General features: G+C 66.9%; 20 protein-coding genes. 12 read left to right on the top strand and 8 right to left on the bottom strand.

The features are described 5' to 3' along the window. Positions 1–42 precede the first annotated feature (42 nt). On the top strand, positions 43–1,515 hold the full coding sequence (locus R5O87_RS05350) for a nucleotide-binding protein (RefSeq protein WP_410556754.1): 1,473 nt from the start codon (positions 43–45) through the stop codon (positions 1,513–1,515). A gap of 91 nt (positions 1,516–1,606) precedes the next feature. On the opposite strand, the gene R5O87_RS05345 is transcribed toward R5O87_RS05350, so the two are convergent. Next, a complete protein-coding gene (locus R5O87_RS05345) occupies positions 1,607–3,427 on the bottom strand; it encodes an AMP-dependent synthetase/ligase (RefSeq protein WP_410556752.1) in 1,821 nt (606 codons plus the stop codon). A gap of 299 nt (positions 3,428–3,726) precedes the next feature. On the opposite strand from R5O87_RS05345, the gene R5O87_RS05340 reads away from it, so the two are divergent. Continuing rightward, positions 3,727–4,797, top strand: a complete 1,071-nt coding sequence (locus R5O87_RS05340) for an ROK family glucokinase (RefSeq protein WP_410556751.1) — start codon at positions 3,727–3,729, stop codon at positions 4,795–4,797. Between the two features lie 9 nt (positions 4,798–4,806). On the opposite strand, the gene R5O87_RS05335 is transcribed toward R5O87_RS05340, so the two are convergent. From R5O87_RS05335 to R5O87_RS05325, 3 genes are read right to left on the bottom strand one after another with little or no spacing between them, the layout of a single operon-like run. Then, entirely contained in the window at positions 4,807–5,511 is a 705-nt protein-coding gene (locus tag R5O87_RS05335; RefSeq protein ID WP_410556750.1) for a hypothetical protein, read from the bottom strand. Further along, on the bottom strand, positions 5,504–6,316 hold the full coding sequence (locus R5O87_RS05330) for an alpha/beta hydrolase (RefSeq protein ID WP_410556748.1): 813 nt from the start codon (positions 6,314–6,316) through the stop codon (positions 5,504–5,506). The genes R5O87_RS05335 and R5O87_RS05330 overlap by 8 nt, the downstream gene beginning before the upstream one ends. Beyond that, on the bottom strand, positions 6,313–7,101 hold the full coding sequence (locus R5O87_RS05325; RefSeq protein WP_410556747.1) for an alpha/beta hydrolase: 789 nt from the start codon (positions 7,099–7,101) through the stop codon (positions 6,313–6,315). The genes R5O87_RS05330 and R5O87_RS05325 overlap by 4 nt, the downstream gene beginning before the upstream one ends. Before the next feature lie 110 nt (positions 7,102–7,211). Here R5O87_RS05325 and R5O87_RS05320 point away from each other — a divergent pair, with 110 nt between their 5' ends. Both R5O87_RS05320 and R5O87_RS05315 read left to right on the top strand, forming a co-directional pair. Then, complete coding sequence (locus tag R5O87_RS05320; protein WP_410556746.1) at positions 7,212–7,937, top strand: lysophospholipid acyltransferase family protein; 726 nt, start codon at positions 7,212–7,214, stop codon at positions 7,935–7,937. A gap of 109 nt (positions 7,938–8,046) precedes the next feature. Then, on the top strand, positions 8,047–9,438 hold the full coding sequence (locus R5O87_RS05315; protein WP_410556745.1) for a class II 3-deoxy-7-phosphoheptulonate synthase: 1,392 nt from the start codon (positions 8,047–8,049) through the stop codon (positions 9,436–9,438). A gap of 84 nt (positions 9,439–9,522) precedes the next feature. On the opposite strand, the gene R5O87_RS05310 is transcribed toward R5O87_RS05315, so the two are convergent. Both R5O87_RS05310 and R5O87_RS05305 read right to left on the bottom strand, forming a co-directional pair. Beyond that, positions 9,523–11,736: a PASTA domain-containing protein gene (locus R5O87_RS05310; RefSeq protein WP_410556744.1), complete on the bottom strand. Its 2,214-nt coding sequence runs from the start codon at positions 11,734–11,736 to the stop codon at positions 9,523–9,525. Positions 11,737–11,849: 113 nt separating this feature from the next. Beyond that, the gene (locus tag R5O87_RS05305; protein WP_410556743.1) at positions 11,850–13,169 is read right to left on the bottom strand and encodes a LysM peptidoglycan-binding domain-containing protein; all 1,320 of its coding nucleotides are present in this window, start codon (positions 13,167–13,169) and stop codon (positions 11,850–11,852) included. Between the two features lie 250 nt (positions 13,170–13,419). On the opposite strand from R5O87_RS05305, the gene R5O87_RS05300 reads away from it, so the two are divergent. After that, the gene (locus tag R5O87_RS05300; RefSeq protein WP_387100881.1) at positions 13,420–13,773 is read left to right on the top strand and encodes an Rv2175c family DNA-binding protein; all 354 of its coding nucleotides are present in this window, start codon (positions 13,420–13,422) and stop codon (positions 13,771–13,773) included. Positions 13,774–13,844: 71 nt separating this feature from the next. Here the strand turns inward: R5O87_RS05300 and R5O87_RS05295 are convergent, their stop codons facing one another. Then, a complete protein-coding gene (locus R5O87_RS05295) occupies positions 13,845–14,939 on the bottom strand; it encodes a polyprenyl synthetase family protein (protein ID WP_410556742.1) in 1,095 nt (364 codons plus the stop codon). Further along, positions 14,936–15,472, bottom strand: a complete 537-nt coding sequence (locus tag R5O87_RS05290) for a hypothetical protein (protein ID WP_410556741.1) — start codon at positions 15,470–15,472, stop codon at positions 14,936–14,938. The genes R5O87_RS05295 and R5O87_RS05290 overlap by 4 nt, the downstream gene beginning before the upstream one ends. A 162-nt stretch (positions 15,473–15,634) precedes the next feature. Here R5O87_RS05290 and dinB point away from each other — a divergent pair, with 162 nt between their 5' ends. The 7 genes from dinB (at position 15,635) to R5O87_RS05255 (ending at position 23,752) form a co-directional block, all read left to right on the top strand. Further along, positions 15,635–16,795 carry a DNA polymerase IV gene (gene dinB / locus R5O87_RS05285; RefSeq protein WP_410556791.1) on the top strand — a complete coding sequence of 387 codons (1,161 nt, stop codon included), beginning with the start codon at positions 15,635–15,637 and terminating at the stop codon, positions 16,793–16,795. 331 nt (positions 16,796–17,126) lie between these two features. Continuing rightward, entirely contained in the window at positions 17,127–17,498 is a 372-nt protein-coding gene (locus R5O87_RS05280; protein WP_410556740.1) for a DUF3040 domain-containing protein, read from the top strand. Between the two features lie 381 nt (positions 17,499–17,879). Continuing rightward, entirely contained in the window at positions 17,880–18,308 is a 429-nt protein-coding gene (gene mraZ / locus R5O87_RS05275) for a division/cell wall cluster transcriptional repressor MraZ (RefSeq protein WP_400480720.1), read from the top strand. 174 nt (positions 18,309–18,482) lie between these two features. Beyond that, on the top strand, positions 18,483–19,481 hold the full coding sequence (rsmH, locus tag R5O87_RS05270; protein WP_410556739.1) for a 16S rRNA (cytosine(1402)-N(4))-methyltransferase RsmH: 999 nt from the start codon (positions 18,483–18,485) through the stop codon (positions 19,479–19,481). Next, positions 19,478–20,158 (top strand): cell division protein FtsL, encoded by a 681-nt coding sequence (gene ftsL / locus R5O87_RS05265; RefSeq protein WP_410556738.1) that lies wholly within the window; start codon positions 19,478–19,480, stop codon positions 20,156–20,158. Before rsmH ends, ftsL begins: the two co-directional genes overlap by 4 nt. Before the next feature lie 44 nt (positions 20,159–20,202). Next, complete coding sequence (locus tag R5O87_RS05260) at positions 20,203–22,011, top strand: peptidoglycan D,D-transpeptidase FtsI family protein (protein ID WP_410556737.1); 1,809 nt, start codon at positions 20,203–20,205, stop codon at positions 22,009–22,011. Between the two features lie 82 nt (positions 22,012–22,093). Then, entirely contained in the window at positions 22,094–23,752 is a 1,659-nt protein-coding gene (locus R5O87_RS05255) for a UDP-N-acetylmuramoyl-L-alanyl-D-glutamate--2,6-diaminopimelate ligase (RefSeq protein WP_410556735.1), read from the top strand.

The following is a 23,752-nucleotide window of genomic DNA, read 5'->3' as shown; positions in this document are numbered from 1 at the left end:
CCGGAACCCGACCGGCGGCCAGCACAAGACAGAGCGGAAGCCATGACGCAGACCAACACGCCCAAGCCCGGCCCGCGCCCCGACCGGAGCCCCACCATCTCCCAGGACAGCGTTGCCAGCACTGCGGACGAGGCGGGCAGCGTGTCTCCGGCGGACGTTACCCTGGCGGACGCTGCGGACGTGCCGCAGTCAGAAGCTGAGGCTGTCCCGCCAACGGACGCCGCCGATCTGTCAGACGCCGCTGATCTGTCACCGTCAGACGCTGCCGGCGGGGCGCCGGCCGGGGACTTCAGCGTGGTGACTGTTTCCGACGCCCAGGACCGCACCTCCGCCGGCTCGCTCTCGGCAGTCAGCGGTGCGGTTCAGCACGGGCCGGCAACAGCCGCCATGCCCGTGGTGACCGCAGGACCCGGCACCGTCAGCCCTGGTGAAGCAGGCGCTGCAGCCGTGGATACTGAGGCAGCCGGCGGACAGCCGGCAAATGCGCCAGCCTCAGCCGAACCTGCCAGTCCAGCCGCTCCGGGTGGAGGGTCGCCCGCCGAGGAGACAAAGGAGCTTCCCGGCCGCCGGGAAAAACTCGAGGGGCCGGAGCCCGCTTCCGCGCTGACCGCCGACCGTCTCCTCACCAGGACCGCAGCAGCTCCTGTTTCGGGCTGGCGCCGTTGGCTCTACCAGGCGACCTTCGGCTACGTGAACCTGGGCGATTCGGACCAGGTCCGTATCCAGCGGGCCATGGAGCACCGCATCGCCATGCGGCTGGGGGAGCGGACCCGCTACGTGCCCGTGCTCTCGCGCAAGGGCGGAGTGGGCAAGACCACCGTCACCACGCTCCTCGGCATGGTGCTGGCGGAGCTGCGCGAGGACCGGGTCATCGCGATGGATGCGAATCCGGACCGGGGCACGCTCTCGGACCGCTCGCCCGGAAGGGCCGACTTCACCGCCCGGCAGCTGGTGAAGGACAGGTTCACGGTGGACTCGTTCGCGCAGCTGTCCAACTACACGGCACGGGACGGTTCACGCCTCGATGTGCTCGCCTCGGACACCGATCCCATGGTGGCACACGCATTCGACGACGCCGACTACCGCGCCGTCACAGACATCCTGGGCCGGTACTACTCGATCGTGCTCACCGACTCAGGCACCGGCATGGTCCACTCGGTCATGAAGGGCACGCTGGAAAAGGCGGACGCCGTGGTGCTCGTCTCCGGCGGCAGCGTGGACGAGGCCCGGCTCGCGTCCGAGACACTGTTCTGGCTTGAAGCCCACGGCCGCCAGGACCTCGTCGCCAAGGCAACAGTGGTCATCAACATGGCCGCCGGCGACCGCACCCGGGTCAACATCGGCGAAATCGAGGAGCACTTCCTGTCCCGGGTCAAGAATGTGGTGCGGATTCCGCACGACCGGCACCTGGCGGAAGGCTCGCGGATCCGCCTCGGCCAGCTGAAGCCGGCTACCCGCGCCGCCGCCGTGGAGCTGGCCGCGCTGGTGGTGGACGAACTGCAGCAGGGGGACTAGGCGGATACTGCCCCGCCGTCGGGAGTTTTTGTCCACTTATTGGCCTCTGCAGGCCCCTGAAGTCGCGACAAGCGGACAAAAACTCCAGACTTTAGGCGCGGGTGGGCTTCGGGGACTTGTACATTTCGTCGATCACGCCCTCGAAGTCCTTCATGACCTGGGCACGCTTGACCTTCATGGATGGCGTCAGGTGGCCGGAGGCTTCGGTGAAGTCGCTTGGCACGATCCGGAAGGACTTGATGGCCTCAGCCTGTGACACCGACTGGTTGGCCTGGTTGATGAGCTCCTGCACGGCGGCCTTGACCTCGGCGTGGCCGGCGGCGTCGTTCACGGAAGTGTCCGCGGGCAGGCCATGGCGCTGCAGCCAGCCCGGAAGGGCTTCCTCATCGAGCGTCACGAGGGCGCCGATGAACGGGCGGTTGTCACCCACGACGAGTACCTGCGACACGAGCGCATCAGCCCGGATCTGGTCCTCGAGCAGCGCGGGAACCACATTCTTGCCGCCGGCGGTGACGATGATTTCCTTCTTCCGGCCGGTAATCAGCAGGTAGCCGTCGTCGTCGAGCTGGCCGATGTCACCGGTGCGGAACCAGCCGTCAGCGAATGACTCCGCGGTCAGGTCGGGGCGCTGGTAGTACCCGCGCATGACGCAGGCGCCCTTGACGAGGATCTCGCCGTCGTCGGCTATCCGGACGCTGTTGCCGGGAATCGGGGCACCGACGGTGCCGATCTTGATCCGTTCCGGCGTGTTGACGCTGACGGGTGCGGTGGTTTCGGTGAGCCCGTAGCCTTCCAGGATCTGCAGGCCGATGCCCTGGAAGAAGTGGCCCAGCCGCTCGCCCAGCGGGCCGCCGCCGGACACCGCGTGGGCAACCTCGCCGCCCATGGCGGCGCGGAGCTTGCCGTAGACGAGCTTGTCGAAGATGGCGTGCCTGAGCTTCAGGCCCAGGCCGGCGCCGCCTGTCTGACGTGCCCGCGAGTAGGCGATAGCGGTCTCGGCGGCCTTGTGGAAGATGGCTCCCTTGCCGCCGTCCTCGGCCTTGGTGAGGGCCGAGTTGTAGACCTTTTCGAATACGCGCGGAACAGCCAGGATGAACGTCGGCTTGTAGCTCTGCAGGTCGGGCAGGAGGTGCTTGATGTCGGGGGTGTGCGCCACCGTGACGCCCGCAGCCACGGCCAGGACCGAGATGAAGCGGGCGAAGACATGCGCCAGCGGCAGGAACATGATGGTCCGGGACTGCTGGTTGACAACACCGCTCAGCGAGGTGGCCAGCGCGTTCTCGGACAGCTCCACGAAGTTTCCATGCGTGAGTTCGCAGCCCTTGGGCCGGCCGGTGGTGCCGGAGGTGTAGATGATGGTGGCGAGGTCGCGCAGCCCGGCGGAGCGCCGCCGGACCTCGAGCTCCTCGTCGCTGACGGCGGCGCCGGCTGCACGCACGGAGTCGAGGCCGTCCCCCTCGAGCTGCCACACGTGGGTCAGTGCCTCGAGGCCCTCGGTGGCTGCGGCCTGCCGGATGATGTTTTCGTGGTGGTCCGATTCGCCGAATGCGGCGACGGCACCGGAATCGCCCAGGTTCCAGGCGACCTGGGAGGGCGACGACGTTTCATAGATGGGAACGGAAACGCCACCTGCGAACCAGATGGCGAAGTCGATGAGCGCCCACTCGTAGCGGGTCCGCGACATGATGCCCACGCGGTCGCCTGCACCGACGCCGCTGGCGATGAGCCCCTTGGCGAGGACAGATACGTCGGCCAGGAATTCCTTGGCGCGGATGTCCTGCCACTGGCCGGCGGAATCGAGGCGCGAAAACAGGGCAGGGTTGGACTCCTTCGCTGCTTGGCGCAGTACAAGGTCCGTGATGTTGCTGTCCAGAGGTACGTTCGCCAAGGGCGGAACGCTGAATTCGCGCACGTTAGCTCCTTTGATATCCGTTGGCCGCAGCGGGTAGTCCTAACCTTAGTACGTCACCCGCCGGCGGCCGGCAGATCCAGGTTACCCGTCGGTAACTTTACGGCGGCGGGACGCAAGCCGCCAAGTGTGCCCACGTGTCGCTTGTGTGTCGCGCCTGCGAAGACGCCCTGCCGTGACACCTAGAATGGGGGACTATGCAGCCCTCCCCGCCCAACGAGCAGCCAGCCCCATCCCCTGACTCGAACCGGGGCGGCCTGGCCAGGGGATGGGCGGCCCGGCGCGCGGCGTTGCAGCATTCAATGTCACCGCTTTCAAGGTCACAGCAATCAGTATCAAGGCGCCCGGTAACGGGGCACGAGGGACAGCTGGCCGGCCACCGTTTATTCCGGCAGCAGCTGCGGCTGGGCCGCCGGGGCCTTGCCATCGGCATCGACATTGGCGGCACCAAAGTTGCCGCTGGCGTGGTGGACGCGGAGGGCCGCATCCTGCGGGAGGCCCGGCGCTCAACGCCGGGAAGTGATCCGCGTGCCGTGGAGCGCGTCATCGTGGAACTGGTCGAGGAACTGAGCGCCGGTGCCCGGATCAGATCGGTGGGCATTGGCGCTGCCGGCTGGATGGACCTCGACGGCGGTACGGTGCTGTTCAGCCCGCACCTCGCCTGGCGGAACGAACCGCTCCGCGAAAACCTGCAGCACCTGCTGCGCCGCACCGTCATGCTCGTTAACGACGCCGACGCCGCGGCCTGGGCCGAGTGGCGCTTTGGCGCCGGGCAGGGGCAGGACCGGCTGGTCTGCATCACCCTCGGTACCGGCATCGGCGGAGCCATGGTGATGGACGGGCACGTTGAGCGCGGCAGGTTTGGCGTGGCGGGGGAGTTCGGCCACCAGATCATCATGCCGGGCGGCCACCGGTGCGAATGCGGCAACCGCGGCTGCTGGGAACAGTACGCCTCCGGCAACGCACTGGGCCGCGAGGCCCGGGAACTTGCCTTGGCGAACTCGCCGGTGGCCCAGGAACTCCTCAAGGCCGTGGACGGAAGCGCCGAGCGCATCACCGGAGCCACGGTGACCGAACTGGCCATTGCCGGCGACGCCGCCTCCCGGGAACTCCTTGAGGACGTTGGGAACTGGCTCGGACTGGGGCTGGCGAACCTTGCCGCCGCCCTCGATCCCGGGAAGTTCGTGATCGGCGGCGGGCTGTGCGCGGCCGGCGAACTGCTGGTGGCCCCCGCGCGCAAGGCCTTCGCCCGCAACCTCACCGGCCGCGGATTCCGTCCCGCAGCGGAAATCGACCTTGCCGCCCTGGGGCCCAACGCCGGCCTGATCGGCGCTGCCGACCTGTCCCGGGCCAGCAGCCGCACGCACCGCTGACCAAAAGCGTCAGACCCGGGCGCCGTCGTCGTTCTCGTCCTTCTCCTGCGGCAGCTTCATGATCAGATACACCACAGCCGCGATGAAGACAGCCACCATGCCCAGGATTGCCAGCAGCGGCGCGGAGCGCCAGAACATCGACGACAGCACCAGGGCGACCGGGGCACCCACGGCGCCCAGCCACGCCAGCATCGTCAGCGGGTCCGTGGCCGAGAGCTTGGGCGGCTCCTCCGGGACGAACTCGCCGTCGTCGTCGACGGTGTAGTCGCGCGGATCCCCGGCGCCGGCCGGAATGTCGCCCTGCCCGGGCCGGGCGGCCTTCTCCCGCTCAGCGGCTTTGGCCTGCTCGGCAGCCTGCTGCCGCTCGGCGGCGGACGGCTCGCGTGGCGCCCGGGGCGCCAGGCCCAGGGGATCGAAGTCGGTGAAGTGTTTCACAGCGCTCTCCGGGCTGGAGCCGGCGTCAGACTGTTCCGCCGGTGCCGGGCCGGCGCCCGCGTCGCCCGCTTCTTCGCCGGTCTCGACGTTGGCGGCAGCGCTGTGCCGGGGGCCGCCGTGATGGCGCGCAGACCCCGGTGTGGCGGATTCCCCGTCGCTGGGCACATCGGCTGCATCCGGAGCGGTCGTGTCACCCGTGAGCCGGGCAACCAGGTCCAGCCAGACGGCGTCGTCCTGGTTGGCACTCGGATCGGATGAATTCGAATCAGGCCTATTCATCGGTGGCGCCCTTCTGGCTGGCTGTCGCGGAGTCGGCGGATGCCCGGCGGATGTCCGCCACTACGGAGCGGATGAAGTCCACCGAGCCGCTGAAGATCTGGTCGGCGTCATGGTCCAGCGTGGCCACGTGGTAACTGTTGCTGAGCCGCGTGAGCTGCAGCGGGGCGTGGGTGAGCCCGCGCTGCAGGGCCACGATGCTGGAATCCGACACCACATGGTCAACCGTGGAGCGGAACACGCGCACCGGTGCCGTGATGCGTGGCAGCAGCCGGACCGTGTCCTTAAACATCTTATTGAGTTCGTGGGCCGCTGCCACAGGGGTCCGCGAATATGCGCCCTCGTCGACGCCCTGCTTGCGGATGTCGTTGGCGATGGCCGGCGTGCTCTTGAGGACCAGTTTCAGGATGCCGGCCAGCGGGGCCCGGCGGTCATCGATGACGAGCCCGGGGTTGACCACGATGGCACCGGCCACGGGCCTGGTCGCGGCCAGGCGCAGTGCCAGGGCTCCGCCCATGGAGAGGCCGGCGGCGAAGACGAGGTCGCACTCGGACTCGAGTTCCAGGTAGGCGGCGTCCATCGCCTCGTGCCACTGCATCCAGCGGCTGCGGGAAAGCTCCTGCCAGGTGGTCCCGTGGCCCGGCAGCAGTGGCATCCTGACGGCAAAGCCGGCGTCTGCAAAGGCCTGGGCCCACGAACGCAGGCTGTGCGGGCTGCCGGTGAAGCCATGGGAAAGGGCGACGCCGATGGATGGCCCCTCGCCGGAGAAGGCGCTGCTGAACGGGCTGTGATCGGGAACTGTGGTCATGACTTCTCCGACGGTATGTGGCTTCGGGAATGCAGCTGGAAAAACCGCGCCGAGGACTCGAAAATTTCCTGGGCGTCCGTGTCCAGCGTAGCCACATGGCCGCTGTTCGGAAGCGGCACCACGTCCAGGGCTGCCGAGGTGAGCCGCTTCCGGATCAGGCTCAGCGAGCTCGGGGGTACCACCGCGTCATTGTCCGACTTGAAGACCAGCACCGGGGCGGTGATCCGCGGCAGCCCGCGGGCGGCGGCAGCGAACAGCCGCTTCAGCTGGTGAACCGCCGCCAGCGGCGTCAGGGAGTAGTCGCCGTCGTCAGTGTGGGGTGCCGTCGGATTTTCCTCGGCTATGGGCACGGTGGTTCGTTGGACGTACTTCAGCAGGCCGATGATCCGGACACGTTGGTCATAGAAGCTGAGGCCGGGATTGACGACGGCGACGCCCGCCACGGCGTGGCGGGATGCGGTGAGCAGGGCGATTGCACCGCCCATCGAGAGGCCGGCCACGTAGCATTCGTCGGTCCTCGCGGCCAGGTCCAGATATGCCCGTTCGAAGGCGCCGTGCCACTCCCGCCATCCGGTCCCGGCCAGATCCTGCCAGCTGGTCCCGTGCCCGGGGAGCAGCGGAACGGAGACGGCGAAGCCGCGTGCCGCCAGGTATTCGGCCCACGGCAGGATGCTGAGGGGGCTGCCGGTGAAGCCGTGCGAAATCGCGATTCCGATCCGTGCGTTGGCTCCGTGTCCCGCGTAGCTGAAAGCGGCGGGCCTTGTGCGGTCGCTGCTTTCTGTCATGAAACCATCGTGTCACTGTTCCGGACAATTCTCACTAGAGTAGGGTTGCATTGCAGTGCCGCCGGGCCCTGTGAACGCCCCGGCGGCAGCCTTCCGGAGAGGTAAGACACGTGTTCTATTGGGTCATGAAGCGGATCTTCCTGGGGCCGGTGGTCCGCACTCTTTTCCGGCCGTGGGTCAAAGGGCTGGACAACATTCCGTCCGAAGGTGCGGCCATCATCGCCTCCAACCACCTCTCATTTTCGGATTCGATCTTCATGCCGCTGATGGTGCCGCGGCCCGTCATTTTCCTGGCCAAGTCCGAGTACTTCACGGGCACCGGCCTCAAGGGCCGGCTGACCGCCATGTTCTTCCGGCTGACCAACCAGCTCCCCATGGACCGTTCCGGCGGGGCGGCCTCGGCTGCCTCCCTCGAGGCGGGCATGGACGTGCTGACGCACGGCGGGCTGCTGGGCATCTACCCCGAGGGAACGCGCAGCCCCGACTCTCGGCTGTACCGCGGGAAGGTAGGGGTGGCGCGGTTGGCGCTCCAGGCCGGTGTCCCGGTCATCCCGGTGGCGATGATCGGAACGGACAAGGTCCAGCCCATCGGCAAGCGGCTGCCGAACATCCGCCGCATCGGAATGATCTTCGGTAAACCGCTGGACTTCAGCCGGTATGCGGGCCTGGCTGATGACCGGCTGATCCAGCGGTCCGTCACGGACGAGGTCATGTACGAGCTCATGCGGCTCTCCGGGCAGGAGTACGTGGACGAGTACGCCTCCGTGGTCAAGCTCAGGCTGGCGGGGAAGTCGGAGGAAGAACCCGGGGACGCCGGCACGTCCCGGTCAGCATAGGTGCATGTGCCGGCCCGCATCTGCGAAGGCGCTGCATCTGTGACGGCGCTGCCGGGCGGATGACAGTCCGGGTGTCCCGAAGCCCGTCCGGCCATCTACTCTTAGTAGTGTGACTGAGCTATCTGCAAAACCTGCCTCTTCCCTGACCAGCACTTCGCAGAGCGGTGCTGCCAACTATCCGGGACTCGACAACTGGCGGGACCTTCCCATCTCGCAGCAGCCGAGCTGGCAGGACTCCGAGGTCTTCAAGGCATCCGTCAAGGAACTGTCGGCCCTCCCGCCACTCGTTTTCGCGGGTGAGGTGGACATCCTGCGCGAGCGTCTCGCCGCCGCAGCCCAGGGCAAGGCCTTCCTGCTCCAGGGCGGTGACTGCGCCGAGACCTTTGAGGGTGCCACGGCGGACAAGATCAGCGCCCGCGTGAAGACGATCCTGCAGATGGCGGTGGTCCTGACCTACGGCGCGGCGATGCCCGTCATCAAGATGGGGCGCATGGCCGGCCAGTTCGCCAAGCCGCGCTCCTCCAACGACGAGACCCGTGACGGCGTCACGCTGCCGGCATATCGCGGCGACATCGTCAACGGCTACGACTTCACCCCCGAGTCGCGGGCCCACGATGCCAGCCGCATGCTGCGCGCCTACCACACCTCTGCTTCCACGCTGAACCTCATCCGGGCCTTCACCCAGGGCGGTTTCGCGGACCTCCGCCTGGTCCACACCTGGAACAAGGGCTTCACCGAGAACCCCGCCCACGCCCGCTACGAGTCCCTCGCGCGCGACATCGACCGCGCCATCAAGTTCATGGCCTCCTGCGGCGCCGACTTCGAAGCCCTCAAGCGGGTTGAATTCTTCGCCAGCCACGAGGCCCTGCTGCTCGACTACGAGCGTGCCCTGACCCGCATCGACTCCCGCACCGGCCTGCCCTACGGCACCTCCGGCCACTTCCTGTGGATCGGCGAGCGTACCCGCGAGCTGGACCACGCCCACGTGGACTACCTGTCCCGGGTCCGCAACCCGATCGGCGTCAAGCTGGGCCCGTCCACGTCCGGCGACGACGCCCTGCGCCTCATCGACAAGCTGGACCCCAACCGCGAGCCCGGCCGGCTCACCTTCATCACCCGCATGGGTGCAGGCAACATCCGCGAAAAGCTCCCGGCCCTCGTGGAGAAGGTCACCGCCTCCGGAGCCCAGGTCCTGTGGGTCACCGACCCGATGCACGGGAACACCGTCACCTCGCCGAACGGCTACAAGACCCGGAATTTCGACGACGTCATTGACGAGGTGCGCGGGTTCTTCGAAGTGCACCATGCCTTGGGCACGGTTCCGGGCGGCCTGCACGTCGAGATGACCGGCGACGACGTGGCAGAGTGCCTCGGCGGCGCCGACCCCATCGACCAGGAAGCGTTCCTCGACCGCTACGAGTCGGTCTGCGACCCCCGCCTGAACCACATGCAGTCGCTGGAAATGGCATTCCTCGTGGCGGGTGCGCTCACCCGCCGGTAGGCCGCGTTGCTGCTTGCCTAACTCCGCACACAAAGACCGGCGCCAGGGATTCCCCGGCGCCGGTCTTTTTGGCCGCTGGCCCGGCTAGACCACGGTGAGAGTAATGACGGAGCCTTCGGGCACCTCGGTATCCACGGGATCCTGGTCCCGCACCGTGCCGAAGAAGCCGCCGAGGATCTCGTTGACGCGGACCTGGAACCCGCGCTTCTCGAGGGCTTCGCGGGCCTCGCGGGCCTGCTTGCCGATGTAGTTGGGCACCTTCACGAGCTTGGGTCCCTCGGAAATCGTCAGGGTGACGGTCTGGCCCCGTGTCAGGGTTCCCGTAGCAGGCTCCTGGCTGACCACGGCGCCCTTCGGAACGTCCTTGTCGTGCACCGTTTCGTCGGCGAACACGGCTTTCAGCCCGGCGGCTTCGATGGCACGGAAGGCCGCGTCCTGGTCCTGTCCGCGCACGTCCGGCACCGGAATGGGTTGCGGGCCCTTCGAGACCGTGAGGCTCACCGGTGTCCCATGCCGCACGGCGGTTCCAGGGGCCGGAGCCTGGCCAAGCACCGTGCCGGCCGGGACTTCCTCGTCGAACTTTTCGGTGACCTTGCCCAGCGCCATCTCGGCGCCGTTGAGTGCTTGCTTGGACGCATCGAGCGTCTTGCCCTTCAGCTGCGGCAGCGGAAACAGCTGCGGCCCCTTGGACACGAACAGCGAGACTTGCTGGAATTTGCGGATTTCCGTTCCGGCGTCCGGCTCTGATCCCACCACAAGCCCGGCCTTGACGTCGTCGTCGAACACGTCCTGGGTGCTGGATTGGAAACCTGCGTCCCGGAGCAGCTGCTGGGCCTCGGCCACGGTCCTGTTCGCCACGGCCGGCACGGTGCCGGGGGAGCCCGGTCCCATGCCGAAAAACCACCCCGCGCCGGTGGCCAGCAGGGCCAGGATCACCAGGACCACAATCCAGAGCGCGCCCCTGCGCCGGGGATTCCCCTCCCGGAGCGTGCGGACGGGAGTGGCCGCGGCACGCGACCGTTCCTTTTCCTCGTGGCGGTCCAGCTTCCGCTGTTCCCGCTTGCTAAGGGGGAGCGGGGCAGCCTCCCGATTGTCGTCGTCATCGAACCCGTAGGGCGGCAGGACCGGCCTGCGGTTCGATGCGGCGGGGTTCGATGCGGCGGGGTTCGATGCGGCGGGGTTCGATGCGGCGGGGTCGGAAAACACAGTGGTCGGGTTGCTGGTGCGCGAAATGACTTCGGTCGGGCGGGCCGGGCCGGCATTATCGCCGTGAATGGGCGCCAACAGCTCGGTGTGCTTTGCCTGGACTCCCTGGCCAGGCGGGCTTGCCGGCATGCGGGACGGCATCCGGGCGGGGGCCGGGGGCGCAGTCATGGCGTGGGGACCGGCGTCGGCGGCCGTGCCTGCCGCCGCGGCCGCCTGAACTGCTGCCGGGGGCTGCAGATCCAGTTCGGCGTCGGTAAGGTTGGTCCGGATATGGCGGAGTTCCGCCAGCAGGGCGTTGCCGTCCACCGGCCGTTGCTCGGGGTCGCTGGCGGTGCACCACTGCACGAGTTCGTCCACTTCCCCCGCGAGGCCCGGAACCAGCCCTGACGGAGCACCCACGGCCGAGTTCACGTGCTGATAGGCCACCTGGATGGGGACCTCACCGTCAAACGGCTGGCGTCCGGTGAGCATCTCGAACAGCATGATGCCTGTGGAGTAGATGTCGCTTCGCGCGTCGGCCGGCTTGCCGAGGACCAGTTCGGGGGAGAGGTACGCGACGGTGCCGATCAGGGCGCCTGTACTGGTTGACGTGGTCACGGCGCGGGCGAGGCCGAAGTCGCCGATCTTGATCCTGCCGTCGTCGGCGATCAGGACGTTCTCCGGCTTGACGTCGCGATGGATCAGGCCGGCGGCGTGGGCAGCCCCCAGGCCTTCGACTACCGGATCGATGAGTGCCAGGGCGAGCCGGGGGGACAAGGCGCCCTTGTTGTTGATGACGTCACGGAGGGTATGACCTTTGATGTACTCCATCACGAGGTAGGCGGTGTCGCCGTCGTGCCCCTGGTCGAGGACGCCCACCACATGCGGGTGTGAGAGCTTCGCGGCTGCCCGTGCTTCGCGGGCCAGGCGGTCGAGGAAATTGCCGTCGTTGACCAGGTGCGGATGCAGGACCTTCAGGGCAACATCACGGTCCAGCCGCTGGTCTGTAGCCACGTAAACGGTGGACATCCCGCCCCGCGCCAACCTGGACTTCACCTGGTAGCGGTTATCCACCAGCGACCCGACGAGACTGCCTAAAGCGTTTTCCTGCACTCTTCGATACTAAGTGCTGCACGGAAACGGGTCCGAATCAACATGCGATCCGGACCCGTATCGTTATGCTCCCGCGGTTCCGGGAATCCCGGCCCTGAGGTCAGTTGAGGAGCTCAGCTGAAGGTCTTGCGGTGTGCCTTGATGGCTGCGACGTAGTGCTTGGTGTCGGTGTACATGCCGTGCTTGTTGACCGAGTACTGGCCCTGGTAGTAGCCGGCGATGGCGTAGTCCAGGCTCTTGCTGGTCCGGATCAGCTGGCGGATGATCGCGATTCCCGCCGTGGCGTTATCGTACGGGTCGAGCAGGTTCAGCTTCCGGCCCACGAGGTCGGAGGCCCATTCGCCGGAGGACGGGATGACCTGCATGGTGCCGATGGCGTTGGCCGGTGACACTGCACGCTGGTTGAACCCGGATTCCTGGTACGCGAAGGCCTGCGCCAGCGCCGGATCGACGCCCATTCGCCGTGCCGTGTCGGCCACGATGGACTGCATCTGGGCCAGTGAGGGAACCGGCGAGGCGTTGAGCAGGGCCTTGTTCTTGTTCGCCGAGCTGACCACGGCCGCCGGGTAGGTGTAGCCGAGGAAGGAACTGGGCACGAGCGGCGTCACGCTGGATGCCGGCTGGACAGCACTGGCCTTCCCGGGAATGACGAGCTTCTGGCCCGGGTAGATGGTGCTGGTGACCTTCAGTCGGTTCGCCGACAGGATGTCCGCGAGCTTGACGCCGTGCCTGGCTGCGATGCCGGACAGCGTGTCGCCGGACTTGATGACGTAGGACGCTGAGCGGGTGGCTGCAGGTGCTGCCGCCCTGGCCGGGGCCGCCGCAACCGCGGTGCCGGCACCAAGCCGGATCTTCTGGCCCGGGTAGATGATCGAAGTCACCTTGAGACCGTTCCAGCTGAGTACCTGGGAGAGCCTGACGCCATGCCGGCCGGCGATGCCGCCCAGCGTGTCGCCGGACTTGACCGTGTACGTCCGTGCAGCGGTGGTGGCCGGCGCCGCAGCCGGCCGGGCTGCCGGAGCCGCGGCGGTCTTCAGCTTGATCCGCTGCCCCGGGTAGATCACCGAGTTCGCCTTCAGGTTGTTGAGCTTCAGCACGGCCGTGGTGCTGAGGCCGTACCGGCCGGCGATGCCGCTGACCGTGTCGCCGCGGACCACAGTGTGGGCCGTCGGGGTGACGCGGGTGGGCTGAAGGCCGGACGGGATCGCGGCCGGCACGGATGCCGCCGGGATGATGCCCGCCTTGACGGCTGCTGCCTGGGCCTCGATGGCGGCGGCGAGGGTCGCGGGTACGGTTTTGGGCCGGGCATCGGCCTCGGCAGGCTGGGCGACCGCAAGGGAGGAAAGCATGACGGCGGGGAGCGTGGCCGTCGTGGCCGCGATCAGGGGCAGGCCCGGCCGGGGTGACTGCTTGGTGGAGCGGGTCGTCGTCATGGGAAAGATCCTCTTCTCAGCGGCGAATGCTGTCGGTCATGCCTGTTGCTCGTGATACCAATGTTACTGATGTTAATTGTGTTGCGAATGTTATCTATGTGAATCTCTCACGATTTCTCGGTTAGCACAAGAATTGGATTTGAGCCGGAAAATCTGACCGGCTGGGAGTGTCGCGCGCAAAAACGGAGCGGGCGCACGCGTGCGCAGTTTCGACTAGGCTTGCGGGCTCCCGCCGTGGCAACCTTGACCCGTGAGTACTGTAGAAACCCTTGTAGGCGACTGGCTGCCCCTGCCCGACGTCGCCCAGTTGCTGGATGTGTCCATTACCAAAGTCCACGGGCTCCTTGACGAGCGCGCGCTGGCGGCCCTGCGGATCGGCGAACGCCGGATCCGTTCGGTGCCCGCTGACTTCCTCCAGGACGGCCACGTCGTGGACAGCCTCAAGGGCACAATTGTGGTGCTGGCAGACGCGGGCTTCTCGGACGAGGAGCTGATCGTCTGGCTCTTCACCCCTGACGAGTCGCTGCGCGGGCGGCCCATCGATGCGCTCCGCGAGGGCCGCAAGACCGAAATCCGCCGCCGGGCGCAGCTGTTGGCCTGGTAAATAAAAACCCAGGTAAATAAAAACGCAGGCCGGCAGCTAGCCACGTCTGACAAACGGGCCGGGCCAGCCGATTAGGCGGCCCGGCTCACGGTCGCCTCAGCCAGCCGCCGAAGCGCGGTCTTGGGGAGGTCCTCCAGCGGCAGCAGCTCGAGTGCCGCGTATGCCGCTTCACCGAACTCCTCGATCAGCACTTCCGTGGCCTGCAGGGCGCCGCAGTCCGCGATGATCCGGCGGATCTCGGCCACGTCGTCCTCGCTCAGCTCGGGGCTGCCAAGCTTTGAGTCGATGAACGCGGACTCCTCGGGCGTGGCCATGTCCAGGGCGAAGGCCACGAGCACGGTCCGCTTGCCTTCCCGGAGATCGTCTCCCGCGGGCTTGCCCGTGGTGACCGGGTCCCCGAAAACGCCCAGGACGTCGTCGCGAAGCTGGAACGCCTCGCCCAGGGGGAGTGCGAAGGCAGAGTAACCCCGGAGCAGTTCGTCGGAGGCCCCCCCGAGCGCACCGCCCAGGGCGAGCGGATGCTCCGTCGAGTACTTGGCCGACTTGAAGCGGATGATCGACTGCGCGCGGCTGACGGCCCCGGCGCGGTCCCGCACCGGCCCGGCCACCTCCTCGAGGATGTCCAGGTACTGGCCGGCCATGACCTCCGAGCGCATCAGGTTGAAGATCAGCCGTGCCCTGCTTCCGGAGGCCGCCGTTTCGCCGATGTCGGTGAAGGCTTCCTCGCTGAAGGACAGGCAGAGGTCGCCGGCCAGAATGGCAGCGGCGTGGCCGAAGCGTTCGCTGTCGAGTGCCCAGCCCTGGGACTCGTGGAGCTGGCTGAAGCGGCGGTGCACGCTGGGTCCGCCGCGGCGCGTGTCAGACCGGTCGATGATGTCGTCGTGGATCAGCGCGGCGGCCTGGAACAGCTCAAGCGCGGCGCCTGCCGTGATGATGTCCTCGGCGGAGGCAGGGCCCCCTGCTCCGCGCCATCCCCAGTAGCACATCAGTGCGCGCAGCCGCTTTCCGCCGGTGACCAGGTTGGAGATGGACCCCATGATGGGATCGATGTCGGGCGAGATGGCCGTCATGATCGACTGCCGGGTGGTCAGGAAGTCTGTGAGCTTACCCGCCACGGCGGCCACGAAGTCCGCCTGCTCCACGCGAAGCTGCTCGGCCACCATCACTTGACCGACTCGGGCGTCACGTTGGCGCCGATGGTGAAGGTGGATACTCCGCCGGTTGCGGGGACTGCGATGTTAACTGTCTCGCTTCCCGCCCGCACGAAGTCCTTGGACGCCACGCTGCCCACCGCGTTGCCGGGAACGGCCTTGAAGCCCTGGGCCTCCAGGGCCTTGGTGTAATAGGCGACGACGGCGGCCGGCTTTGCGGCAGTTGAGCCCACCAGGGCGGCGGTGGCCGGGGTTGTGGACTTGTCGAAGCTGCTGGCTACCACCTTCGCCCCTGGCATTACGGGAAGAAGCTTTGACGGGAAGCCGGCGACGAGCGCGCCCACCGTGGCTGACGTGCCGGGAGTTGCGCTCGGACTGGCGGTTGCGGCCACGGACGCCGTGGCAGCCGCCGTGCTGGTTGCCTCAGCAGCGGCGGAGGCGGGTGCCGTCGTCGCGGGCGTTGCGGAACCGGGTGCCTGTGCCGTGCACGCTGACGCCGCCGCCACTATGGCCGCTCCAGCGGCGAGCAGCCCAATGCGGGCAGGCATGAGCGTTCCAATGACCTTCACAGGTGCGGTCCTCCTGGGTGTTGATGCCGGATTCAGCCTCCAGTTTAGTCAGGTGCAGGGCATAGGATTGCAGATGTGGGGCCGGACGAAGACAGAGAGCAGACGGAAGCGCGGCTGCGGGACCTTCGGCGGGCAAGCATCATGCACGTCGACATGGACGCGTTTTTTGTCTCGGTTGAACTCCGAGCCCGCCCTGACCTGCGCGGCCGGCCGGTTATCGTGGGCTTCCCGGCGGAGCGCTCCGTGGTGCTCTCCGCCTCGTACGAGGCCCGCAAGTTCGGCGTGAAATCCGCGATGCCCATGGCCGTGGCCCACCGCCTGTGCCCGCAGGCCATCATCATCGAGCCCAGGCACAAGCTGTACTACGAAGTTTCAGGCCAGCTGATGGCCATCTTCGAGTCCATCACGGAACTCGTTGAGCCGCTTAGTGTTGACGAGGCATTCCTGGACGTCGGGGGCGCGATCCGCAGGCTGGGTCCGCCGCTGGAAATCGGGCAGCTGATCCGGCGGAGGGTCGCCAGCGAACTGGGCATCACGGCTTCCGTGGGAATCGCCGCCAGCAAGTTCGTGGCCAAAATCGCCTCCACGCGCTGCAAACCGGACGGCCTGCTGCTCATCCGGCCCGAGGAGACCGTGCCGTATCTGCACAGCCTCCCGGTCAACGCCCTGTGGGGTGTTGGCGGAAAGACGGCGGAGGTGCTGGCCCGCATGGGAATCCGCACCGTGGCCGATGTCGCCGCGACGCCGGCCTCCTTCCTCAAAAAGGTGCTGGGTGCCACCGGTGAGCACGTCCACCGGCTCTCCTGGGGTATCGACAGCCGGGCGGTCACGCCCGTGCGGGTTGAGAAAAGCATCGGAGCAGAGGAAACGTTCGCCGCGGACACAGCGGACGAGGCGCTGCTGCACCGGGAGCTGCTGCGGCTCTCCCACCGGACCGCCGAGCGGCTCCGCGCGTCCGGTCTGGTGGCCCGGACGGTGGCGCTCAAGCTGCGGTACGCCGATTTCTCCACCGTGACCCGAAGCCGCACGGTCCACACGCCGCTGGACAGCGCACAGCTCATTTATGCCGTGGCCACCCAGCTGCTGGAGTCACTGGGCAGCCGGCCCCTGGCGGTCCGGCTGGTGGGTGTCCGTGCGGAGCAGCTGGAAGCGGCCGCCCAGACCTCGCTCCAGCTGAGCCTGGACAGGCGCGACGACAACTGGCGGGCCGCTGAACAGGCCCTGGACAAGGTGGCGGAGAAATTCGGCAGCAAGTCCGTGCTTCCGGCCCGGCTGCTTGAGCCGGGAAGCGGCAACCCCTGACGCGATTCAGCCTGACGTGATTCCGGCGACACCGGCCTGCGCGGGAAAACGTGTTCATGGCCGCAGATCCCTGCCAGTTCAAGGCCCGGGCACTGTTGCCGCCCGTGAACAGCGTCTTTCAGAACAGCGCCCAACAAACTATCCTTATAGATACAAAGATTTCGAACGTCTGGACATGTGTGGATCACCTGACCCGCCGCGTCAGTATGCTTGAATTCCCGGATTTGCCGAGGTTGGCAGGCCGGGAACCTGGATGGCATGCCGGTCGTTGACGAGGCAGGAACAACCGGTTCCGACCTGTCTGGACGTTGGCCTACTTAAGGAGGTCGTGATGCCGCTCTCGGAGCACGAACAGAAGCTGCTCGAGCAACTCGAGAGGCAACTGCATGAGGACGATCCCAAGTTCGCCAATTCCATGGGCTCGGATCCCGGCCGCAGCTGGTCCACCCGGCACATCGTGATTGGCGTACTGGCCACACTGGCCGGGGTGCTGCTCCTCCTGGTGGGGGTCTCCCTGCAGAACATTTTCGTAGGGGTTCTCGGGTTCGTCGTCATGGGTGCCGGTGTTTACTTTGCCACGATGCGCAGCGTTGCCGCCGGCAAAGCAAAGGCTGGCGGGCATGGCCGCAAGTCGAAGGGCAAGAGCTCCTTTATGAATAGCCTCGAAGAGCGATGGGACGAAAGGCGCCGCGGGGAGTCCTGAGCCCGCGCTCCACTTTCCACCACCCCACTTCGTACCACCCTCCACATTGCACCACCGGGGATATCCCGGCTGGGCGCCAATAGTCCAGGAATGACCCGCTGCGGCGGGTCATTCCGCTTTTAAGCCGCGATTTCCGGCCGTGGAACCCCCTGAAGTCCGGTGGCGCACGCCCCGGGAAGCCGGCGGCGCGGCAGTCAATTCCCTCCACTTTCCACCGCCGGGCAAAATCCCCGCCAGTCCGCGGAAAAATGTTTGTCCAAGCTGCGGAGAAATGCCCGCGCCGCGTTGACTGTGGGGAGAAGTGGAGTAAAGTGGAGCGCGTAAGAGGGTAGTGGCAGCGCGGGGGTTGTTCGGCTTCTGACGGCAGACGGGCGGTGGGACGTGTTCCTTGGGACACACTCGCCGCGTCTTGACGAAAAGGGCAGGATCATTCTTCCCGCCAAGTTCCGTGAGGAGCTTGCCGGCGGACTTGTTCTCACGCGAGGCCAGGAGCGCTGCATCTACGTCTTCAGCGAGCAGGAATTCGCGAGGGTACACGAGCAGATCCGGGAGGCTCCGATCTCCAACAAGCAGGCTCGTGACTACATCCGGGTTTTTCTCTCTGGAGCCTCAGACGAGGTACCTGACAAGCAGGGGCGCGTGACCATACCTCCCGCGCTCCGGGAGTACGCAGGGCTCGGCAGGGAGCTGGCCGTCATCGGCGCCGGCACCCGAGCGGAGATCTGGGACGCCGAAGCTTGGAATGCGTACCTGGCGGAGAAGGAAACCTCCTTCTCCGAAACCGACAACCCCATCGCCGGCATCCTTTAGGTCGGCCCGAATCCACAGCGTTTCTTGGTCGAGATCTCCAGCCGCCCATCCCCGCCGACTACCTGGCTCACTTCCCCGGAGCCAGGCAGCCCAGGGGGATAGGCGCGGATGGGGATCTGGCCCAAGAAACCACCACCAAGGAAACACACCAGGCGCTCAAGGAAGGACGAAGGCGTGACAGAACCCGACCAGCCGAAGCCAACGTCCGAACGCCATGTACCGGTCCTGAAGGACCGGTGCATCAATCTTTTGGCGCCCGGATTCGAGGCGGCACGCCAGCGCGGGGAGACCCCGGTGGCCATCGACGCCACGCTGGGCATGGGCGGGCACTCCGAAGCCATGCTCCAGCGCTTTCCGGACCTGCACCTCGTGGGCATCGACCGCGACGAGGAGGCCCTGGCGCTGGCAGGCGAGCGGCTGCAGCCCTTCGCGGACCGCGCCGACCTGGTCCACGCTGTCTACGACGAGATCGCCGAGGTTCTTGAGGACCTGGGCGTTCCCGAGGTCCACGGCATCCTGATGGACCTTGGGGTCTCGTCCCTGCAGCTTGACGAACGCGAACGCGGGTTCGCCTACTCGTTTGACGCGCCCCTGGACATGCGGATGGACACCAGCCGCGGCCAGACGGCGGCAGACATCGTTAACACGTACAGCGAAGAGGACCTGGTCAGGATCATCCGCAAGTGGGGAGAGGAAAAGTTCGCGGGCCGCATTGCCAACAGGATCGTCGCCGCCCGGGCGACCAAGCCTTTCACCACTACGGGGGAACTCGTCGAACAGATCCGGGCGGTGGTTCCGGCCGCCGCTGCCAAGTCCGGCGGACACCCGGCCAAGCGCACCTTCCAGGCGCTGCGAATCGAAGTCAATGAGGAACTCGAGGTCCTCGAGCGTGCGGTTCCGGCGGCGGTGGACGCCATCGCGCTCGGCGGCCGGATCGTCGTGATGTCCTACCACTCCCTGGAAGACAAGATCGTCAAGGGCGTCTTCCAGGCCCGCTCCAAATCGTCAGCTCCGCTCGGATTCCCGGTGGAGCTTGAAGAACACAAGGCCGAACTCAAAACCCTGACCAAAGGCACCGAGGTGCCTACCGCCGTCGAGATCGCAGAGAATTCGCGTGCAGCATCAGCCCGGCTGCGCGCAGTGGAACGCATCAGAGCCAGGAGAGCAACATGAGCGCAGCAGCTGCCAAGAACCTCGCCCTTCCGTCCGGCCCGAGCGTCCAGGACATAGAGGCTGGACTTCCAGGTTCGGCGCGCAAGGCGCGCACTCCGCTGTCCCTGGTCCGGTCCGCACCGAGGAAGCGCCGCGCGCCCTTTGTTGTTCTCTGCTTCGGCATGCTGGCGGCCGCGCTGATCGCGGTGCTGGTGCTCAACATCTCTGTATCCACGGCCCAGTACCAGCTGGTCAAGCTCCGTGCCGAGCAGACTGCCCTCACCAAGCAGAACCAGGATCTGACACAGCAGGTGCAAAACTTCGAGGCTCCGCAGAATCTGGCTGCCAAGGCCGCAGAATTGGGAATGGTTGCTTCCACCGGCAAGGGACAGATCGATCTTTCCACGCTGACCGTCAGCGGGGATGCCAAGCCGGCGGTCAAAGCGGGCTCGGCTGGTGCGGTGATCGCTGCCCCTGCCGTCCCTGGCCAGCTCAATGTGGTCCCGCCCGCCAGCTCGGGCGAACCGCTGGCGGGCAGGGCGCCCGCTGCCGGTGATAAAGCTGCCGGTGAAACGGCTGCTGCCCAGCCGGAGACCCCGGCAGCCGCGAAGCCCGCCGCGCCGGCGGCTGCCGCCAAACCGGCCGCCCTTAACGGGGGCACCATTCCGGCACCGGAGCAGAGGACGCCGGGGCAGTAAGGCAGGAACAGGCGGCCGATGGCCCGCATGGCAAGCAGTAGGGGATGAGCGTGGCGCAAGGCAAGAGCAAGGCAAGCAAGAAGAAGGCCGCAAACGCCACAAAGAGGCTCCGCCTCGGACTCAGCATCATGCTTGCACTGCTGGTGGTCGTGGGCGGCAAGCTCTTTCTGGTGCAGGGACTGGACGTCGGCGGCATGGCCGAGGCTGCACTGGACAACCGGCTGCGCCCCACCGTGCTCCCGGCCGAACGCGGCAGCATACTGGACGCCAACGGAACCGTGCTGGCCAACAGCGTCATCCGTTACAACATCACCGTTGACCAGTCTGTAAACACCAAGACCGAATCCTTCAAACGGCTTGAAAACGTCGACGGCAAGGACGAGCTGGTCACCGTGTCCCGCGACCAGGGGATCTCCGAACTGGCCGCCGTCCTGGGCATGGACGTCGAGGACGTGCGTAAATCCGTCACCGGAACCAGGACCTACTACATCGTGGCCAAGGACCTCCGGCCGGACGTCGAAAACCGGGTCTCGGAACTGCAGATCCCGGGTATCTTCTCCGAGGGCACCAGCAAGCGCGTCTACCCGAACGGCTCGGTGGCCGGCGGCATTGTGGGCTTCCTCGAGAACGGAACCACCGGCCAGGCCGGGCTCGAACAGACCCAGGACGCGATACTGCGCGGCACCGCCGGCAAGCGCGTGTTCGAGATCGGCGCCGACGGCCTCCGCATTCCCGTGGGCATTGACGAACTGACGCCCGCGCAGGACGGCAAGGACGTCAAACTCACGCTGAACTCCGACCTGCAGTACTTCGCGCAGCAGGCCATCCAGACCCAGGCGGACAAGCTCAGCGCCGAGTGGGGTGTCATCATCGTCTCGGACGTGAAGACCGGGAACATCATCGCCATGGCCGACACCAACACGCCTGACCCCAACGACCCAGGGAAGGTGGCGGCCAAGGACCGCGGCGTCCGCTCAGTGACCGCCGCCTATGAGCCCGGTTCCGTGGAAAAGCCACTGACGGCTGCCGCGCTGATCCAGGAAGGCAAGTCCAGCCCGCTGGACAGGTTTACTATCCCGCCGTCCCTGGTGATTGACGGACAGCAGTTCGACGACGCGTTTTCGCATGGAACAGAGGAACGGACCCTGGCCGGCATCATCGGCTACTCCATGAACACCGGGACCGTGATGGCGGGCAGTCGCCTGACCAGGGACCAGAGACATGACTGGCTGCAGAAGTTCGGCATCGGGGAGGCTCCGGACATCGGCCTGCCGGCGGAAGCCAAAGGCATCCTGACCCCCGCTGCGCAGTGGGATGACCGGCAGCAGTACACGGTCCTCTTCGGCCAGGGCGTATCCCAGTCAACCCTGCAGACCGTGCGCGCATACCAAACGATCGCCAACGACGGCGTCATGCTGCAGCCCCGCCTGATCGACAGCTACATCAGCCCCGACGGCACCGAGGAGAAAGTGCCGGCCAAACCGTCCCGGCAGGTCATCTCGAAGGACACCGCGAAGCAGGTCAGGGACATGCTCGAAAGCGCCGTCACTGAGGGCGAAATCAAGGAAGCCGCCATCGACGGCTACCGCGTGGGGGCGAAGACCGGAACGTCCGAATCGCCGTGTGATGACGGCACAGCCGGCTTCTGCGGCTACACCGCTTCGATCCTGGGAATGGCGCCGATGGACGATCCGCGGTTTATTGTGGAGGTGGTCCTGCAGCGTCCCAAGGGGTCCATTTACGGCATCACCAACGGGCCCGTGTTCCGCTCGGTCATGGGACAGGCACTGCGGACGTACAACGTTCCGCCGTCCAAGGGTACGCCCGTCAGGCTGCCCCAGTACGCCAAGTAACGCCCGCCAAGAAAGACCGCGGTACACCTGAACAAACAGTTCTGTCGTGTCCGTTGGTCCCCTAGCACCAACGGAGATTCAGTTGTCACAGCACCATGACCCCGGCACTGCCGATGCCCCGGAGGGGCAGGCATCCAAGAGCGGCTTCCGGCCCACCGCCGTTGCCGCCGTCGAACTGGGTGTCATCGGCCGGTCAGTGGGCGTTGCGGTGCCCGGCGCCTCCGAGTCCGTCCAGGTCACCGGCATTTCGCTCGACTCCCGGTCCGTGGAGCGCGGGGATCTGTATGTTGCATTGCCGGGCGCGGCCCGCCACGGAGCGGACTTTGCGAAGACGGCGATTGAGTTCGGCGCAGTGGCAGTGCTGACGGACGACGCCGGCGGGAAGCTGCTGGCTCTGGGGTCCGACATCGCCGTGCCCGTGCTGGTGGTGGCGGAGCCGCGCAGCGTGGTGGGCCGCCTGTCCAGTCTGATCTACCGGAGCCAGGACTCCGAGCTGCCGGGCCCCGCCATGTTCGGCGTGACGGGCACGAACGGGAAAACCACCACCACGTACTTCATCAACGCCCTGCTGCAGGCGATGGGCAAGAAGACAGGACTCATCGGCACCATCGAGATCCTGGCCGGCGGGGACCCGATCCCCAGCCTCCTGACCACGCCGGAATCCACCGATGTCCACGCCCTGCTCGCCCTCATGCGGGAGCGTGGGCTGGATGCCGCTTCCATGGAAGTCTCCTCGCACGCGGTGTCCTTCCGCCGGGTGGACGGGGTGGTGTTCGACGTCGTCGGTTTCACCAACCTCACCCAGGACCACCTGGACCTGCACGGCACCATGGACGAGTACTTCCGGACCAAGGCGGAGCTGTTCACTGCCGAACGCGCCCGTGCCGCCGTCGTGACGGTCGACGACGAATGGGGACGGCGGCTTGCCGCCCAGACTGAGTTGCCGGTCACCACGCTCGCAACCCTCCCGCCCGGCGCCGGGCCAGAAGCGGGCCCGGTGCCTGACTGGACGGTCACGAACCCCACGCCCCGCGGCCTCGGCACCGAATTCACCCTCCGCGGCCGGGACGGCACGGAACTCTGCGTGCACACCGGGCTGCCCGGGGCGTTCAACGTCTCCAACGCTGCCTTGGCCCTGGCCATGGTGCTCGCCGGTGGCGCAGACCCCGCCGAGGTCCAGGCAGCGCTCGATGCCAGGGATCCCTTCACGGTGGCAGTGCCCGGGCGCATGCAGCTGGTCGCCACCCGGCCGGCAGCCGTCGTCGACTTCGCGCACAACACGGACGCGCTGGCACGCGCCCTGGAAGCAGTCCGCTCCCCGGAGCCCGCGTCCAGGGTGATCGTGGTTTTCGGTGCCACGGGCCAGCGCGACCAGGGCAAGCGCCCAGCCATGGGCGCCACCGCCGCCCGGCTTGCCGACGTCGTGATCGTCAGCGATGACGACCCCCACGACGAGGACGCCGCGGCGATCCGCGCGGAGGTGCTGGTAGGCGCCACCGACGCCAAGGAAAACGAGCAGCTCGACTGCAGGATCATGGAAATTTTCCCGCGCGATGCCGCCATCCGTGAAGCCGTCAACCTGGCGGCTCCGGAGGACACCATCCTGGTTGCGGGACGCGGACACGAAGTGTGGCAGGAGGTCAAGGGAGTGAACCTTGCCCTCGACGACAGGGTGGAACTACGGAACGCCTTGACGGCACGAGGATTCACCGTTCTCCAAGACGACGGGATAGAGTCCTAG

It is taken from the genome of Arthrobacter globiformis (assembly GCF_046536215.2).
GTDB lineage: Bacteria > Actinomycetota > Actinomycetes > Actinomycetales > Micrococcaceae > Arthrobacter > Arthrobacter globiformis_E.
The sequence above is the reverse complement of the archived record's forward strand: the minus strand, read 5'-3'. Positions and strand labels throughout refer to the sequence as shown.

Excerpts from the sequence above, each read along its gene's own strand:
- R5O87_RS05350 (WP_410556754.1), top strand. The coding sequence starts at position 43 with ATGACGCAGACCAACACGCCCAAGCCCGGCCCGCGCCCCGACCGGAGC.
- R5O87_RS05340 (WP_410556751.1), top strand. The coding sequence starts at position 3,727 with ATGTCACCGCTTTCAAGGTCACAGCAATCAGTATCAAGGCGCCCGGTA.
- R5O87_RS05335 (WP_410556750.1), bottom strand. The coding sequence starts at position 5,511 with ATGAATAGGCCTGATTCGAATTCATCCGATCCGAGTGCCAACCAGGAC.
- R5O87_RS05330 (WP_410556748.1), bottom strand. The coding sequence starts at position 6,316 with ATGACCACAGTTCCCGATCACAGCCCGTTCAGCAGCGCCTTCTCCGGC.
- R5O87_RS05325 (WP_410556747.1), bottom strand. The coding sequence starts at position 7,101 with ATGACAGAAAGCAGCGACCGCACAAGGCCCGCCGCTTTCAGCTACGCG.
- R5O87_RS05305 (WP_410556743.1), bottom strand. The coding sequence starts at position 13,169 with ATGACGACGACCCGCTCCACCAAGCAGTCACCCCGGCCGGGCCTGCCC.
- R5O87_RS05290 (WP_410556741.1), bottom strand. The coding sequence starts at position 15,472 with ATGCCTGCCCGCATTGGGCTGCTCGCCGCTGGAGCGGCCATAGTGGCG.
- dinB (WP_410556791.1), top strand. The coding sequence starts at position 15,635 with ATGCACGTCGACATGGACGCGTTTTTTGTCTCGGTTGAACTCCGAGCC.
- R5O87_RS05280 (WP_410556740.1), top strand. The coding sequence starts at position 17,127 with ATGCCGCTCTCGGAGCACGAACAGAAGCTGCTCGAGCAACTCGAGAGG.
- ftsL (WP_410556738.1), top strand. The coding sequence starts at position 19,478 with ATGAGCGCAGCAGCTGCCAAGAACCTCGCCCTTCCGTCCGGCCCGAGC.
- R5O87_RS05260 (WP_410556737.1), top strand. The coding sequence starts at position 20,203 with ATGAGCGTGGCGCAAGGCAAGAGCAAGGCAAGCAAGAAGAAGGCCGCA.